General features: G+C 43.7%; 14 protein-coding genes and 1 pseudogene. 6 read left to right on the plus strand and 9 right to left on the minus strand.

Going from position 1 to position 13,588, the window contains the following annotated elements; all coding sequences use genetic code 11:
- Positions 1-637 precede the first annotated feature (637 nt).
- The 3 genes from KFE96_RS00215 to KFE96_RS00225 form a co-directional block, all read right to left on the minus strand.
- On the minus strand, positions 638-1,816 hold the full coding sequence (locus KFE96_RS00215) for a M23 family metallopeptidase (RefSeq protein WP_255834005.1): 1,179 nt from the start codon (positions 1,814-1,816) through the stop codon (positions 638-640).
- A 107-nt stretch (positions 1,817-1,923) separates the two neighbouring features.
- Positions 1,924-2,856 carry an alpha/beta fold hydrolase gene (locus tag KFE96_RS00220; protein WP_255834006.1) on the minus strand — a complete coding sequence of 311 codons (933 nt, stop codon included), beginning with the start codon at positions 2,854-2,856 and terminating at the stop codon, positions 1,924-1,926.
- Between the two features lie 13 nt (positions 2,857-2,869).
- Complete coding sequence (locus KFE96_RS00225) at positions 2,870-4,087, minus strand: serine hydrolase (protein ID WP_255834007.1); 1,218 nt, start codon at positions 4,085-4,087, stop codon at positions 2,870-2,872.
- A gap of 190 nt (positions 4,088-4,277) precedes the next feature.
- On the opposite strand from KFE96_RS00225, the gene KFE96_RS00230 reads away from it, so the two are divergent.
- The gene (locus KFE96_RS00230) at positions 4,278-4,856 is read left to right on the plus strand and encodes a DUF2975 domain-containing protein (RefSeq protein ID WP_255834008.1); all 579 of its coding nucleotides are present in this window, start codon (positions 4,278-4,280) and stop codon (positions 4,854-4,856) included.
- A gap of 2 nt (positions 4,857-4,858) precedes the next feature.
- On the plus strand, positions 4,859-5,074 hold the full coding sequence (locus tag KFE96_RS00235; RefSeq protein ID WP_247017812.1) for a helix-turn-helix transcriptional regulator: 216 nt from the start codon (positions 4,859-4,861) through the stop codon (positions 5,072-5,074).
- 362 nt (positions 5,075-5,436) lie between these two features.
- Here KFE96_RS00235 and KFE96_RS00240 read toward each other — a convergent pair whose 3' ends face one another.
- The 3 genes from KFE96_RS00240 to KFE96_RS00250 are packed head-to-tail and all read right to left on the minus strand — an operon-like array spanning position 5,437 to position 7,119.
- Positions 5,437-6,009: a carboxymuconolactone decarboxylase family protein gene (locus KFE96_RS00240; RefSeq protein WP_255834010.1), complete on the minus strand. Its 573-nt coding sequence runs from the start codon at positions 6,007-6,009 to the stop codon at positions 5,437-5,439.
- Positions 6,010-6,045: 36 nt separating this feature from the next.
- Positions 6,046-6,876: an SDR family oxidoreductase gene (locus tag KFE96_RS00245; RefSeq protein ID WP_255834011.1), complete on the minus strand. Its 831-nt coding sequence runs from the start codon at positions 6,874-6,876 to the stop codon at positions 6,046-6,048.
- 27 nt (positions 6,877-6,903) lie between these two features.
- Positions 6,904-7,119: a 4-oxalocrotonate tautomerase family protein gene (locus KFE96_RS00250; protein ID WP_247017818.1), complete on the minus strand. Its 216-nt coding sequence runs from the start codon at positions 7,117-7,119 to the stop codon at positions 6,904-6,906.
- A gap of 144 nt (positions 7,120-7,263) precedes the next feature.
- Here KFE96_RS00250 and KFE96_RS18220 point away from each other — a divergent pair.
- The 4 genes and pseudogenes from KFE96_RS18220 to KFE96_RS00265 form a co-directional block, all read left to right on the plus strand.
- Positions 7,264-7,422 (plus strand): annotated as a pseudogene (locus KFE96_RS18220) (LysR family transcriptional regulator); the annotation flags it as partial.
- Positions 7,423-7,461: 39 nt separating this feature from the next.
- Positions 7,462-8,136 carry a substrate binding domain-containing protein gene (locus KFE96_RS00255; RefSeq protein WP_255834013.1) on the plus strand — a complete coding sequence of 225 codons (675 nt, stop codon included), beginning with the start codon at positions 7,462-7,464 and terminating at the stop codon, positions 8,134-8,136.
- A gap of 220 nt (positions 8,137-8,356) precedes the next feature.
- Positions 8,357-8,935 (plus strand): hypothetical protein, encoded by a 579-nt coding sequence (locus tag KFE96_RS00260; RefSeq protein WP_255834014.1) that lies wholly within the window; start codon positions 8,357-8,359, stop codon positions 8,933-8,935.
- A gap of 82 nt (positions 8,936-9,017) precedes the next feature.
- Entirely contained in the window at positions 9,018-9,509 is a 492-nt protein-coding gene (locus KFE96_RS00265; protein ID WP_255834015.1) for a DUF3592 domain-containing protein, read from the plus strand.
- 28 nt (positions 9,510-9,537) lie between these two features.
- Here KFE96_RS00265 and KFE96_RS00270 read toward each other — a convergent pair whose 3' ends face one another.
- The 3 genes from KFE96_RS00270 to KFE96_RS00280 are packed head-to-tail and all read right to left on the minus strand — an operon-like array spanning position 9,538 to position 13,559.
- Entirely contained in the window at positions 9,538-11,100 is a 1,563-nt protein-coding gene (locus tag KFE96_RS00270) for an amidohydrolase family protein (protein WP_255834016.1), read from the minus strand.
- Positions 11,090-12,316, minus strand: a complete 1,227-nt coding sequence (locus tag KFE96_RS00275) for a M14 family metallopeptidase (protein ID WP_255834017.1) — start codon at positions 12,314-12,316, stop codon at positions 11,090-11,092. Before KFE96_RS00275 ends, KFE96_RS00270 begins: the two co-directional genes overlap by 11 nt.
- Positions 12,306-13,559, minus strand: a complete 1,254-nt coding sequence (locus KFE96_RS00280; protein WP_255834018.1) for an FAD-dependent oxidoreductase — start codon at positions 13,557-13,559, stop codon at positions 12,306-12,308. The genes KFE96_RS00275 and KFE96_RS00280 overlap by 11 nt, the downstream gene beginning before the upstream one ends.
- Between the last annotated feature and the right edge of the window lie 29 nt (positions 13,560-13,588).

Here is a 13,588-nt window from a genome sequence, read left to right on the forward strand (position 1 = left end):
TTTCGCTTCGATGATCTTGGCGTTATTTCGCACCGAAACGCATTGCTGCGCCTGCGGTTGAATGTCCTGAAAGGCTGACCTTCCTTGTAGCAAAGCGGCGACCAACTGAGCTGATACAGGTCAAGTCACTACATACTTGACCCAACCCCATTGAAGTGGTCCGTATATGGCAAACATGGCATTTCCTTATTTCATATTTTGATCTGAGCAAACTGAAAGCAGATAATATCGAAACCACATTTTCCATTCACTCTACGGTAGCTTCTGCTTCATAGAATTGTCGCGTTTTATATGTCAAAACTGACGGATTATCGAAAGATACGTGTCATGCCCTATAGAACCAAAGTGATGGATTGCCCAAGAGAGGATTGGGATTTCATTTGAAGTGACGTAAGGGACGAAGAGTGCTTAGATTCAGGCGAATGCAAAGCCTGTAAAAATTCGCCTCAACGTACCATTACTTTAACGGAGAACGTCGCCTAAACAAACGCCAAACCTTCAAAGTCTATAGATCAAAAGCCTTTGTGGAATGGCGTCAGTTTGCGGAAATAACTGTTTAAAATCTTGGTAATTTAGGCAAAGCGAGGCGAATTCGAGTTAGACTGACGCCACCTACAGCAGAGACCAACAATCACAATTATTTGGCATGAACAACCGTACCCGTCAGAAGCACAGCATCATTGAGGTCCGTCCATGGGTTCGAAATCCGTCTGAACGTAACTGGTAAGCCACGCGCATAAAGAACATCAGGGCCATCTGTTACCTGAAAATGTAAGTGGGGTTCACTTGAATTACCGCTATTTCCGACCTCACCAATAATATCACCTTGAACAACTCGTTCACCGATCTTCACACGAAGTGAGCCAGGGCGAAGGTGCGCATATTGCGAATAGCTCCCACCTTTGTGTTTTATTATCACATAATTCCCGGCGATGCCGTCAGCGCCCTGAAGCAATAATTCTGTCTGCGCAGTTGAACTGCGCTCTTCATGCGCTTCAACGCTTTCACCCGTTTGTCGTAGTAAAGACTCATCTTCCCGCACATCTGATTTCATTCCAACGATTACCCCATCTGCTACCGCGCGAACAGGGGCGCCATATGCAAAGTAGTTTGTATTCTTGCCTGTGGACCCGCTGAAGGAAGCACCGTTTTCGCCTAGTTTTACAATATCCAAAGCGAATTCACTCGCTACATTCCAACGATGGTGTCCGCGTACATCAGGCCCCACTGCGATATACCAATCACCTTTTAGAGGGAAAATGAAATCTGAGTTGTGAGGTTTGATTGCAACATCGAGATGATGACTCGCCGCAACTTTCGAACCATCCTCAGTGAGTGCATGAACCGTAATTTTGACGGTATCAGGCTTACCTTGAACAGTTAGATATTGATGAATCATCAGAATAGTTTCACTCGGCACCAGTTTTTCAGAGGTCGCGAGTGACATGCCAGCTGTTTTCTGTTCTCTGGTACGAAATTGAAAGTCGTAAAGATCAAGTGCTCCAGCTTTCTCCAGTCGAACAATTTGCTTCGCAGAGGCCCGGATCGCTGACGTTTCAATGTATCTTTCAATCAGAACACGCTCTTTTCTCAGAACACTGATTGTTACTTTATCAATCTTAAGTGTCTTATCACTGTCATTAGAAATCCAGAGATTCTGCAACAGGATATCGTAAATTGCTCTATCCTGTGTGATCTTGTTGGCGAAGACTTTTTCACCCGGATCAACCTGAATGCGCAGGCCTGAATGATCTTGAAATGCGTATGCATTAGCACCGCATAAAACGAATATAGCAACTAGAAAGAAGCGTTTCATAATTTCTTTATCCCCAGAGTGTGAAGTGTTGTGTTTTTACTGCTCAAGAACCCACACCGGAAATCCGTGCGGTTCCAGACTATGTTTCTGATAATCTTATGAGATATCTATTTTTCCGCCCGACTTTCCGGATCCCAAAACTCTTCTTGGATTTGAGATTGGAGGGGCCAATGGCGCCTATCGATCCTGATATTGCGCGTTGCAATATCATAACGTTGGTCAACCAGTTTGCGAATGCCCTTGCTAAAGGTAACCAAACGCTCCCATGGGACCTCATGGCCAAGGCCTTTAATGGCGACAGTTTCTCTATGGGAAGCGTTGGTAATATGTTTTTCCATGTAAGCCACATTCCCGTATGGAACCAACACATCAGCTGTACCATGCATAATAATGGTCGGCACTGTGATGTTGCTGAGCTGGGGCCCCATGGCTTCCAGCTGTTTTGGCAAAGCCAGCAGTTCTCTATTAATAATCTTAAGCTCTTTCGGCACGAACCATGAAATGACTGGTGCATTTCCTAATTTCTGAACAAACAGAGGGGTAGGTTCCAGTTCCGGATCAAATGAAGACGATGCCAAAAGCAGCCCGCCTATCTTATTTCCGTGCCGAATAGCCACCATCGCTGCGATCGGGCCACCTGACGAATGGCCAACAATGATAGGCTTTTGACCGTTTTTCTCGACTAACAAAGGTATAATCGCATCAGCTTGCGTTTCAAGAGACGCAACAAGTTTATGGGGTTTTGTTTCACCATATCCTGGGCGATCAACGACAATATATTCGATATCGTGTGGGCTACTACGAATAAATCGGTAATAGTCATCTGCGGCACCCGGGGTTCCGTGCAAGATAATTACCCGGCGGCCAGTGCTACCGGATGTCAAATACGATATGTTAAATGCACCCTCACTGGTCTTCGAAGTGACAACACCGCGTTTAACATATTCATTGCCCGCAAAATAAGTTTCATTACTAGAACCACATGCGGCAACAGCCAGAAAAACTAGTAGTGTAGAAAATGTTTTCAACAATATTTGCATTGCTCAATTCTCCTTACTGCTGGTTATCGGCACTAGTAAGAACCGGTTCATAATCAGGTTCTAAAAGTACACGAACAAGCGTGTTAATCTTGTCGGTGAATTCACGGTTAACTCCTCTATTGCTGCCATAAATGAGGACTATATTTTCATCCGGGAAATAGTGGTATTGGGCTTCAAAAGCGGGGATATTATTATTGCTCCTGCTGCCTGCACCCGGGTTCGATATCCACGGCGTGCCTATCCAGGTTTCCAATATCTCAATACCGTATCCATAATCGATATCGGACTCATCAGTTGATGTGACACCAATATGACGAGTATGTAAAAGATCGAGCAAGTCCTTGCGCAGAACCTTCCCGGCATAAAGCGCCTTATGCCAAGCATAAAGGTCATCCACCGAAGACAAGAGCCCAACACTACCTTGTAAATAAAGTGGCAATTTATCCTGAATCATAAGGCGGTCAGACAAATTACCCCAATTTTCACCATCCTCGCCAACATAGCTGTTAGCCAATTGTTCAGGCTTCCAATCAGGTATCTGATAACCGGTATTTTTTATGCCTGCCGGCTTGAAAAGCTGATCGTTTAGAAAGGCTTCAAAAGGCTGACCAGAGCGCCGCTCAATAATAAGCGCCAACAGATTATAGCCCTCGTCAAATCCGATCTGCCTATCCCCGGGCTGAAAGGTAAAAGTTGGTAAAAAAAAGGCCGGATTAAAACTGTTTTCTCTGGCAAAAACATCCTCCAAAAATTCGTTTTCACCCACCGCTTCCAGAACATCCAAGCCCTCTTCACCAAGTAAACCCGATGTATGTGTCAGCAAGTTATGAACAGTGATATCCTGTTTGGCTTTGGGAACATTATCAAAGAAATTAGAAAGCGTATCATCCAGCGAAAGCTTGTTTTGCTCTACCAGTTTCAAAACAGCGGTTGCTGTAAAATATTGTGTAAGCGAGTTTGTTGCAAAAACTGTGTCCATCTTATTGGGGACACTTTGTTCTCGGTTCGCAAGGCCGTACCCTTGTGCATGAAGTACTTTGCCGTTTTGGGCAATCAGAAGCGTTCCAGAAAAATCGTTGGTGACATGGTCTGCTATAAAACGCTCCAGTTTTATAGCAGGAACTTCGTATGCCTGATTTTCATTGGTAGGTGGAAGCGCATAAACAGGTACTGAACTTAATATAAGCCCTCCGGTCACCATTCGGTGAATAGCAGTTTTTAAGTTAATCATCTCTATTCCTCATCACTGTCTTATTTGGCCTTTCATTGATGGCCTTGTTATTTTCTTAGCGATTTCTCACTAGTTCCTTATCGTGCATTTTTCCTTAGGCTTCTAATATTCCTTCTGATAACATAGCTCGTATATTAATCATTAATTATCGTAATTCAATCATTAATGATCGAATTACGATGTTTTGATAATGAAATCACTGATTGTATGGACAAGTAAGGGCAAGCGTGTGGTAACGGAAAATAGAGTTCGCATTCAAAAACTGAGTCGTCGTCTCAATATTGTTGCAGCGGCATTATTGTATGGCCTTCCGGTTTTAACATTATTGTATTGGATTTCTTTCAACTACCTGCCTGAAAACCTGAATGTGTGGGCCAGTGTGCCAAATCAACCGATTTCCATACAAATAGGTTTACAAGCATTTGCAGCTGCACTAGTTCCATTGTCACCGGTGCTCTATGGACTAATCAATTTACGACGCTGGTTAGGGTATTTAAAGGATGGGACTATCTTCATTGAACAAACCGCACAATGTTTACGTAGTCTCGGCTTTGCCTTGATGTTCCTGATCATCACCAACATTATATTCGATGTATTAATCAGTCTTATTTTAACGCAAGATAACGGCTCTCACCTAGGTCATTATATAGAATTGGATATCTATCTATCCGATTTTTTCCCGCTTTTTCTTGGCGGTGTTATCGTACTCATTTCCCGGGTAATTCATGAGGCTGTTGATTTACAACAAGAACAGTCATTAACGATTTAGCTATGACCATAATTATTAATTTAGATATCATGCTAGCAAAACGGAAGATGCAGTCAAAAGAACTGGCAAGCCGGATAGGTGTCACTGTGCAAAATCTTTCCATTCTAAAACGGGGGAAAGCCAGAGCTGTACGCCTTGAAACACTGAATGCTATTTGCAAGGTTTTAGAGTGCCAACCAGGGGATATCCTGGAATTTCAAGATGAAGCACAAGATTAAGAATAATAGAAGCATGCGTTAAATATCAAAGAAGCAAAGCGCTTTTGCGTTCCATAGAGTTTGACGGGGAAAAGTGAAGGGAGCTACAGCGTGTGTGTGGATAGGGCTGTGGATTGAAACACACTAGGTAATCCTGAAACACTTACGACCAATCTTTTAGCTCATATCAATCAGCAATCAGCAATCAGCATACCCGGTGACTTCTGTTTCATAGGATTACCGAACTTTATGTGTCAAAAGCCGACAAAACATGAGAAATTCTGCGGAATCCAATCGCACCTATTGCTTCATCCAACAATACCCATAAGGGCATAATCGCACCGGATTAGGCCCCTATGGAGGCTGATATCGTTAAACCAGCATTAAGCTTCACGAATAACTGGTTTTACCCAGCGCTTATGAGCAGCTTCTTGATCCAGCGGTGTACCGGCAATTGAATTGGTGTAGTTACTAATAAGTTTAACTGCTAATGCTAAAATCACTTCAAGAGCCTGTTGCGAATTATAGCCCGCGTCGAAAAATTCCTGTAGCTGCATTTGCGAGACCTTCCCCCGGTTTGCAATCAACAACCGTGTAAATTGGCTCAGGGCATTTTGTTTGGAATCGGAAAGGCTTCCTCCACCTTTTAAAGCTTCAATATCTTTCTCCGATAGCCCACTTTGTTCTGCTAAAATACTATGCCACGGGACACAGTAGTTACATTCGTTCTCATAATTCGCAGTCAGATATACGACCTGCCGCTCCTGTGCATCTAAACTGGCAGTATTGAAGCCATCCCACATGAATGTGTATCCAGCCAACAACTGCGGGCTGAGCGCCATAACTTTTTCAACATTTGGAATCATTCCAAAATTTTCTTCTGCTTTTTCAAGCCATTCTACTGAAGCCTCTGGCGCTGTATCTTTTTCAAGTAACGGGAATTTATCTGTATTCATGATCTGATCCTCAGGTATTTGTCTTGCTTTTGGTGTTTAATTTGGCTGGCGTCGCTCATAAGATTTCATCGCGTTTCCGATCAGAAAACCAAAGAGATGAACAGGCCACGAACGCGGGATAAGGCGATTTTCCCACGCATAAAATTTGTTAAGCAATCCAGACACAACGCTCATTTTACGTCCAAGATTACGTAAGCCAGTACGTGCAACAGTTTCCGGGCGTTGTGGGATCATAGGCAAGAGCGCGGCATTCAACTTTAAACCAGCTGCAAATGGTGTGGAGGTAAGCCCAGGTGACAGTGTCAGAACATCAATACCGCTGCTTTTCATTTCAGCGGTAAGAGCCTCTCCCAAGGTCAGGATATAAGCTTTTGTCGCTGCATATGCGGCAAAATTAGGGATGCCCTGATAGGCAAACAAACTAGACACCAAAATGATACCAGACCGCTTGTTTCCGTGGGTATTATTCGCCGCCATATTTTTACCGAATAAGTGAGCTAGCTCACTTGGAACATCGACATTCAGCCTCAACATCCTGCTAAGGTCTGCATAATCTTTTTCTAAAAACGGACCCATCTCGTCGATGCCAGCGCTGGCGATTAACAGGCTCACATTGAGATCATTAACACTGTTATAAAGCGCCTGAGCAGCACCAACCTGAACAAGATCCATCGCCACAACCCGGGTGTTGATCTGATATTCCGATACAAGGTCTTTTGATAACCGCTCAAGAGCAGCCTGATTTCTTGCCACGAGAATAAGATCAAACTTTTGTTTGGCGAGTTCACGGGCGAACTCTTCACCTATTCCTGATGATGCACCGGTAACTAACGCCCAGCCTTCATATGTTTTTTTCAAGTTTTTCATTGGTTGTTTCCTTTGCTCAGCACGCAATCAATCAGCAATCATGGCTTTCACATCATCAAGACCAAGCGCATTACCTCCAACACCCCACTGGCCATCCTTTACTTCTTCAATCACCACCCAAGTGGCATCGCGCAGCTTTTCGCTGGTCACCTCCAAAACAGAGTCCGTTACTTTTTCGATTAATTCTTTTGACTGAGATTGACTGAGTTCATCTTTGAAAACTTTGACAGTTATAAGCGGCATTTTATTTTTCCTTAGCTGCTGTTCATCCGTGAAATACGTTGGCCTTCGGCTTGGGATAAACATAATATTCGCCGCTCAGAGTATAAATGACTTGAAAAGCAAAGGATTGATGCGTTTAATGCACAAATGAATCAGGTATCTAACATGCAATTGTTTGTAAAAGTGGTTGAGGAAGGCAGTTTCTCTGCGACAGCAAGGCTTTTAGGTGTCAGGCCATCATCGGTATCAAGACAAATATCGCATTTAGAGGATGAGCTGGGAACGCGGCTTTTTCACCGCACTACACGCAGGCAAAGCCTCACTGAGGCAGGCCAGATTTACTATCAACACGCAATGCGGATAGTGAAAGATATTGAAGAAGCAAAACAGTCGGTCAGCCAGTTAGCCGCAACCCCTAAAGGGCATTTACATGTCACTGTAGAAACAGATTTTGCCGCCGCTTTTATTGCCCCCATTTTACCGGATTTTTTCGAAAAGTATCCCGATGTCCAAATTCGGTTTTCCATGAACACTGATAATATAGACATTGTTGATAACGCCATTGACCTTGCGATACGCTTTGGGCACCTTGACGATTCCGGATTGATTGCCCGGAAAATTGCCACAAGCTCTTCCGTGATCTGTGCTAGCCCTGAATATCTTGCTAGACATGGGATCCCAACCCATCCAAGCCAGCTTACCGAACACAACTGTTTGTCTTTTAGAACAGCGCCCGGGAAGAATTACTGGAAATTTAAAGAAAACCAGCAAATATTGGAAATCCCAATTTCCGGTAACCTGAACGCTAATAACCTGACATTCCTGAAAGAGCTTGCTCTCACGGGACAGGGGATCATCATGATCCCTTCCTGGATGGTGCAAGCTTCGATTAAAGATAAACAGCTAATCCCACTGCTTGAACCCTTTGCTCTGATGCCGTCTTCAACCCCTATCAGTGCAGTCTTTGCAAATAATCGACATCTGGCTCCGAAAGTCCGAGCATTTGTCGACTTTTTATCTGATAAACTGAAAAAATAGACTCACCAACCACTCTATAACTCTATGGTTTCTACCTAACCCAACAAGGTATGTGCCCCTTAAGGGCACTACACGCCACACACCAAAGCATGTTTCAAAGCCATCAGATTATCGCATTTTATGTATCAAAAATTATGGATTATCTAGAGATATGCGGCATACTGTTGCAACTTATGTATCAACGGTTGATAAAAGATAGGGGCCTCCGTGAAACGCCATCATGCGTCTTACATCACCCACAAATTATGCGATGAATAAAGACCAGCCAGTATTTGATGTACGAGTGCCTCTCAAACGTAGAAATATGAAACGTTTGATTATCACCCCGCTGTTTGCCAGTCTCTGGATTGTATTGGGCACATACCTGCTGCCAGAGGATGCTTTAAATTTATCCAGAATTGATAGCCTCCCGGCATTTACAGTATGGGATTTTTTAGGCGTAATATTCATTGGCACAGGGGTGGTGACGCTCTTTAAAGCTGCTGCGTTTGCCCGCCGTTCCTTGAATACTGTAGGCGAATGGCATTTCAGGCTAGATAATGAATATTTGATCTGGGATGTCCCAAATCACGCGCACGGACAAGAGACAGGGTTTCGTTCTGCTCTCTCAGATATCACCGGGATTGAAGAACGATACATTCATAAGCACGAAGCCGTGGATGAGACCGAATATTGGGCTCACTTCCATGATAAACCATCTATTCAATTGCAGCGCTATTCTGGAATATCATTACCATGGTTAATATCTGAGATTTCCAAACAAGGCGTGACGTACAACAAAACAAACATACATCAATGAAACTTTCTAACTCAGGAATTCAGAGCCTTTTCCGCCCACTTACAGAGAAGCATTCACGGCAAGCTACATGAGGTAATTTTATATGGTGGAAGTGTTACATTCTTTCTTCGAGAACCTCCTTGATGGAGATAAGCAAGCGCTTTTCATAGCTTCGAGTGCCTATATTATTTTAATGGGGGTTATGAGCCTCATTTATCAGTGGCGGGTTAAATCATGGCCAATGGCAATCGGCACCTTAGAGACAGCTGAAGTATCAGGGTGGGGAGTACCTCGCGCCGATGACGACCAAAAGTTTGCTGCAAAAGTTGAATATACCTACACGGTGGATGGAAAAAATTATTCAGGTAAACGCCTATCACCGTGGGCTGTTCTAGTTACATATAACCTGAAGTTTATTATTAAATGGCAGATGAACAGAATAACCAAAATTTCACCTGATAAAGTTGCGGTTTTTTATAATCCGAAATCACCAGAGAAGAGCTTCCTGATCAAACCAAACACAGCTTCAATAATTATAACTATACTTATGAGTGGTTTACTTCCAATCATCATATTTAAAGGCCTAGGGCTGTAAGCACACCTTAATGCGCGCACTCTCGCCCCTATCGAAGGGGCAAAGGTTTACCCGCTCTCTTTTCTGTAAACTGCCCTTCAGTAATAGCTTCTTGCCCGTTTATGAAAAGGTACTCCACCCCTTCCGATAAAACATGAGGGTTTGAGTAGCTTGCTTGCCCTCTGTACCGGTCAGGGTGGAGAATAACAATATCAGCATAAAACCCGGATTTAAGATAACCGCGATTTTTAATACCGAAAGTATCAGCTGTAAGGCCTGTACTACGGTGAATAAATTCGCTCATAGTCAGCGTATTTTTGGCCTTTACATAGGTTTGGTATTTCTCTGGAAAACTCGCAGATTTCCTTGGGTGCCCATCTCCCGCGTCAGACCCTGTTAACACCCACGATTGGCTCATCAATCGTTCAACATCTTCGTCATGCATATTAAAGGACGCGATTCCAGCGTCACCTTTGAGGACAATATCAATAACAGCATCTACGAAAGTAAGTTTGTTTGCTTCCGCATAATCACGAAGCGTTTTTCCAATATAATCAGCTTGCTTACCTGTAATTAAAACTGCATCTGGTCCACCACGCTTTCTCAAATTTTCATGAATATCATCTTTGATTTGCTCAAGATTATTTTCAGCATTCTTCAGACGCGCAAAAAGCTTTTCCTTGCCGCCAGCCATTGCCCACCGCGGTACAAGTGCGTTACTGATACGGGTGCCTGACGCTTTCCACGGATATTGGTCTGCTGTAACACGCTGGCCATTCTTTTGCGCTTCTTCCACAAGGGCCACAATATCTTTACTTTGGCCCCATACATCCACACCAAGTGCTTTAATATGCGCAAAATGTACTGGAATGTTTGCTTTGCGCCCAATCTCCAGCGTTTCTTTCACAGCACCGAGCAAGCCTATATTATAGGAGCTTTCATCCCTGATATGACTTTCGTAAACACCGCCATACCGAGCAGCTACCTTCGCTAATTCAATAACTTCATCGGTATCAGAAAACGATCCAGGTGCATAATAAAGCCCTGTGGATATACCAAGTGCACCGCCCTTCATTGCCTCTTCAACAAGCGCTTTCATAGCTTCCAGTTCGTCGGCAGTTGGAGCTCGATCAGCATCCCCCATTACCGCACGCCGAACCGTGCCGTGCCCCACAAAAAGTGCTATATTAGTTGTAACCCCACGTTCAACCAGATCACTAAATGCTGATTCTATATTAAAAGGGCCTCGACCATCATTTCCGCTAAAGATGGTCGTTACACCTTGTGTCAGAAAGTTCTCATGCAGCACAGGTCCTGTATCGGGCAATTCTTCAAGTGCATGGGTATGAATATCAATAAAACCCGGGCTAACAATCATTCCAGATGCATTGATCACCTCTCCGGCCGTCACATGTTGGTTTCCGTTTAAACCAACAAAAACGATTTTATCCCCCTTAATGGCGACATCCTGTAGCTTGGCTCGTGACATATCACCCACATACACCAAACCATCTTTAATCAGGTAATCTGCGCTGATTTTTTCATTCGGCTTCTCTCCACATGCAGTGAAAAATAACAAACCAACCAATAAAAGGAGCTGTTTATTCATCATAAGGGGCCTTTGCACCATCGCGGTGCTGCTTCAGAAGTTCTTTCATCATTTCTTCCGCAAAAACGATGGCCGATCTATTGATTTCAGACCGATCTGTCTCGTCTCCAACCTCATAGGTAATCGCCGAAATACCATACTTTGTGTAAACATAATTTTTGGATGTCGGCAGCGATGAATTATGTCTAGGGTCGCGCGTGAACGGGTATATATCCCCTAATTGTTCTTTCACATTTCCAATCCATGCCGCCGTAAAGCCTGGCATAAAATTTTCTGCATCATCATACTGGGTATAAAGCGTGTTTTTACGAGTAGAGTGAAAATCCAGGAAGAACCAAAGCGATTTTCCTTTATCAGCTTCCGTGTCAGAAAATTGAGCTAACTCATCTCGCATTAACTGAGTTTCAGCATGGTCAAATGGGCCCCAGTCACGGTTTAAGTCTTTACCCCGATTGTTATGACGCCAGTTGCCACTGGATACACCGTCAGGGTTCATATTAGGTACCGCAATTACATTAAAAATACTGCGAAACTCTCTCGCTAACGCACTGTCGCCAAAAACAGTATCCATAAAAGAAACCATCGCCAGCGCTCCCGTAAGTTCAGGTGGATGCTGTCTGCCTACCATCACAAAATAAGGGGTATCAGCATCCTTATTTTGTGCAGCTCCCAAACTTTCAAGTTTGAAAATCGAACGCCTATCAGATGACACACCAAGGAGTTTCTTCTCAATTCCGGGCTCGGAAGCTAAACGGTCCAGCCAAAGTTCATAATCCGCATTACTGATAAACTCCTGTGCAGAAACAAACATAGGTTTGCTATCCGCTGGTAAGGTAATTTCAATTAGATTATCCGACAGTTTTTTAACGAATTTAGGCTTCAGCACAGCCCACTGTTTTCTGTTATAGCTTACTTTTGGATGATACCGGTGGTTCGCGTGCTCATACGCTATCTGCACTCGGATGGTCTTATCATGTGGAGAGACCCTGAACGCATACCATGGGCTTGGATTGATAGGTGGTTCATCTTCAGGTGTGATCGTGATTTTGAAACTGGTTTTATTCAGAACTTCACAATCATTCATACGCGCAATTGGGAAATCTGCGGAAAGCATAGCTGTGCTTGAGCTACAATTCAGATTATTCTCTTGTGCGTTAGCCGCCAGTGCCGAAAAGGCAAACAACCCTAAAGCCAAAATCTTCGCTGATTTAAACTGCATGGTGCATTCCTCCATAAACCGGCACTGTGTTTTTTCTGTCTTGTTCGATATATCTCATAAGGCGCTCAGCACACCCCATTGCTAAAGTCCAACCAAGCATACCGTGCCCAATATTCATATAAAGCCCATCCAGCTTTGTTCGACCAAGCCGCGGTAAACCATTTGGCATTGTTGGCCTGAGGCCAGACCATTTATGGAAAACTTTTTCATAGTTTGCCGCAGTTGGCAAAGCTTCCCGAGCAATATTCCTGAGATAACTGGTGCGGGTTTTATCAATATCTCGGTCAAAGCCTACAAAATCATTCAGCCCTGCAACCCGAATAGCGTCACGAAGCGGAGCCATCACAAACTTTCGCTCTAGATCGGTAATACTGATATTTGGCGAAGTCTCTGTTTTAGGCATGGTCAAACTATACCCCTTAATCGGATATAGCCCACTATTGAGGCGATAACGCTTTAAAAAAGTATGAGCATATGGCCCCAAACACACGACAGACTTATCTGCAAAATATTCGCCTTTATTAGTTTCCACGCCCAAGACATTATTTTCTTCCAGAATAAGTCTGCGTACTTCTGTATTCATATGAAAACGCACACCTAATTCTTCATAACAGATACGCGCTAGTTCTTTTGTAAAACTACAAGTATCAAGAGTTTCATCTGATTGAGAAAAAAATCCGCCAGCAATAGGGAATTGCCAGTCCTTTAGAGATGGTTCAAGACGCAAACATTCATCAAGGTTCATACATTGATAATCAACACCAAGCCTTAATTTTTTCTCAGCTCTCGCTTCACCGGCGATGTAGCTTTTTTCTGTCTCAGCCAGCATCAACTTACCAAAACGCCTGTTGTGGATACGTGGGTTTCGTTCATCAAAAAAAGCGGTCATCGCGGAAGAAGATTCATGCGCAAGGGCAATCAGATTTTGCATATTTTCATGCATTTTCCGCTGTGTGCAATTTCGCATAAACCCTAAGCCCCAACGGATCATATGTTCAGAAAATATATCCTTCACCTGAAAAGCTTTATCCTGCCCCAACAGGATTGAGGGTAACTTCCTAAGCATATTGGGTGTGGCCATCGGATCAGTATAGCTATAGGAAAGCTGGGCACCGTTAGCATAACTGGTTTCCGTGGCTACAGAGCAATTCTTTTCAATGACAGTGACTTGATAGCCTTTTCGGGCCAGCGCATATGCTGAGGTCACCCCCACAATGCCAGCGCCAAGCACTAGGATACGCATGTGATTTCCCAATCGGTTTGTAAAAAGCA

The organism is Kordiimonas sp. SCSIO 12603, from assembly GCF_024398035.1.
GTDB lineage: Bacteria > Pseudomonadota > Alphaproteobacteria > Sphingomonadales > Kordiimonadaceae > Kordiimonas.

Excerpts from the sequence above, each read along its gene's own strand:
- KFE96_RS00215 (WP_255834005.1), bottom strand. The coding sequence starts at position 1,816 with ATGAAACGCTTCTTTCTAGTTGCTATATTCGTTTTATGCGGTGCTAAT.
- KFE96_RS00220 (WP_255834006.1), bottom strand. The coding sequence starts at position 2,856 with ATGCAAATATTGTTGAAAACATTTTCTACACTACTAGTTTTTCTGGCT.
- KFE96_RS00225 (WP_255834007.1), bottom strand. The coding sequence starts at position 4,087 with ATGATTAACTTAAAAACTGCTATTCACCGAATGGTGACCGGAGGGCTT.
- KFE96_RS00230 (WP_255834008.1), top strand. The coding sequence starts at position 4,278 with ATGAAATCACTGATTGTATGGACAAGTAAGGGCAAGCGTGTGGTAACG.
- KFE96_RS00235 (WP_247017812.1), top strand. The coding sequence starts at position 4,859 with ATGACCATAATTATTAATTTAGATATCATGCTAGCAAAACGGAAGATG.
- KFE96_RS00240 (WP_255834010.1), bottom strand. The coding sequence starts at position 6,009 with ATGAATACAGATAAATTCCCGTTACTTGAAAAAGATACAGCGCCAGAG.
- KFE96_RS00245 (WP_255834011.1), bottom strand. The coding sequence starts at position 6,876 with ATGAAAAACTTGAAAAAAACATATGAAGGCTGGGCGTTAGTTACCGGT.
- KFE96_RS00250 (WP_247017818.1), bottom strand. The coding sequence starts at position 7,119 with ATGCCGCTTATAACTGTCAAAGTTTTCAAAGATGAACTCAGTCAATCT.
- KFE96_RS00260 (WP_255834014.1), top strand. The coding sequence starts at position 8,357 with ATGCGTCTTACATCACCCACAAATTATGCGATGAATAAAGACCAGCCA.
- KFE96_RS00265 (WP_255834015.1), top strand. The coding sequence starts at position 9,018 with ATGGTGGAAGTGTTACATTCTTTCTTCGAGAACCTCCTTGATGGAGAT.
- KFE96_RS00270 (WP_255834016.1), bottom strand. The coding sequence starts at position 11,100 with ATGATGAATAAACAGCTCCTTTTATTGGTTGGTTTGTTATTTTTCACT.
- KFE96_RS00275 (WP_255834017.1), bottom strand. The coding sequence starts at position 12,316 with ATGCAGTTTAAATCAGCGAAGATTTTGGCTTTAGGGTTGTTTGCCTTT.
- KFE96_RS00280 (WP_255834018.1), bottom strand. The coding sequence starts at position 13,559 with ATGCGTATCCTAGTGCTTGGCGCTGGCATTGTGGGGGTGACCTCAGCA.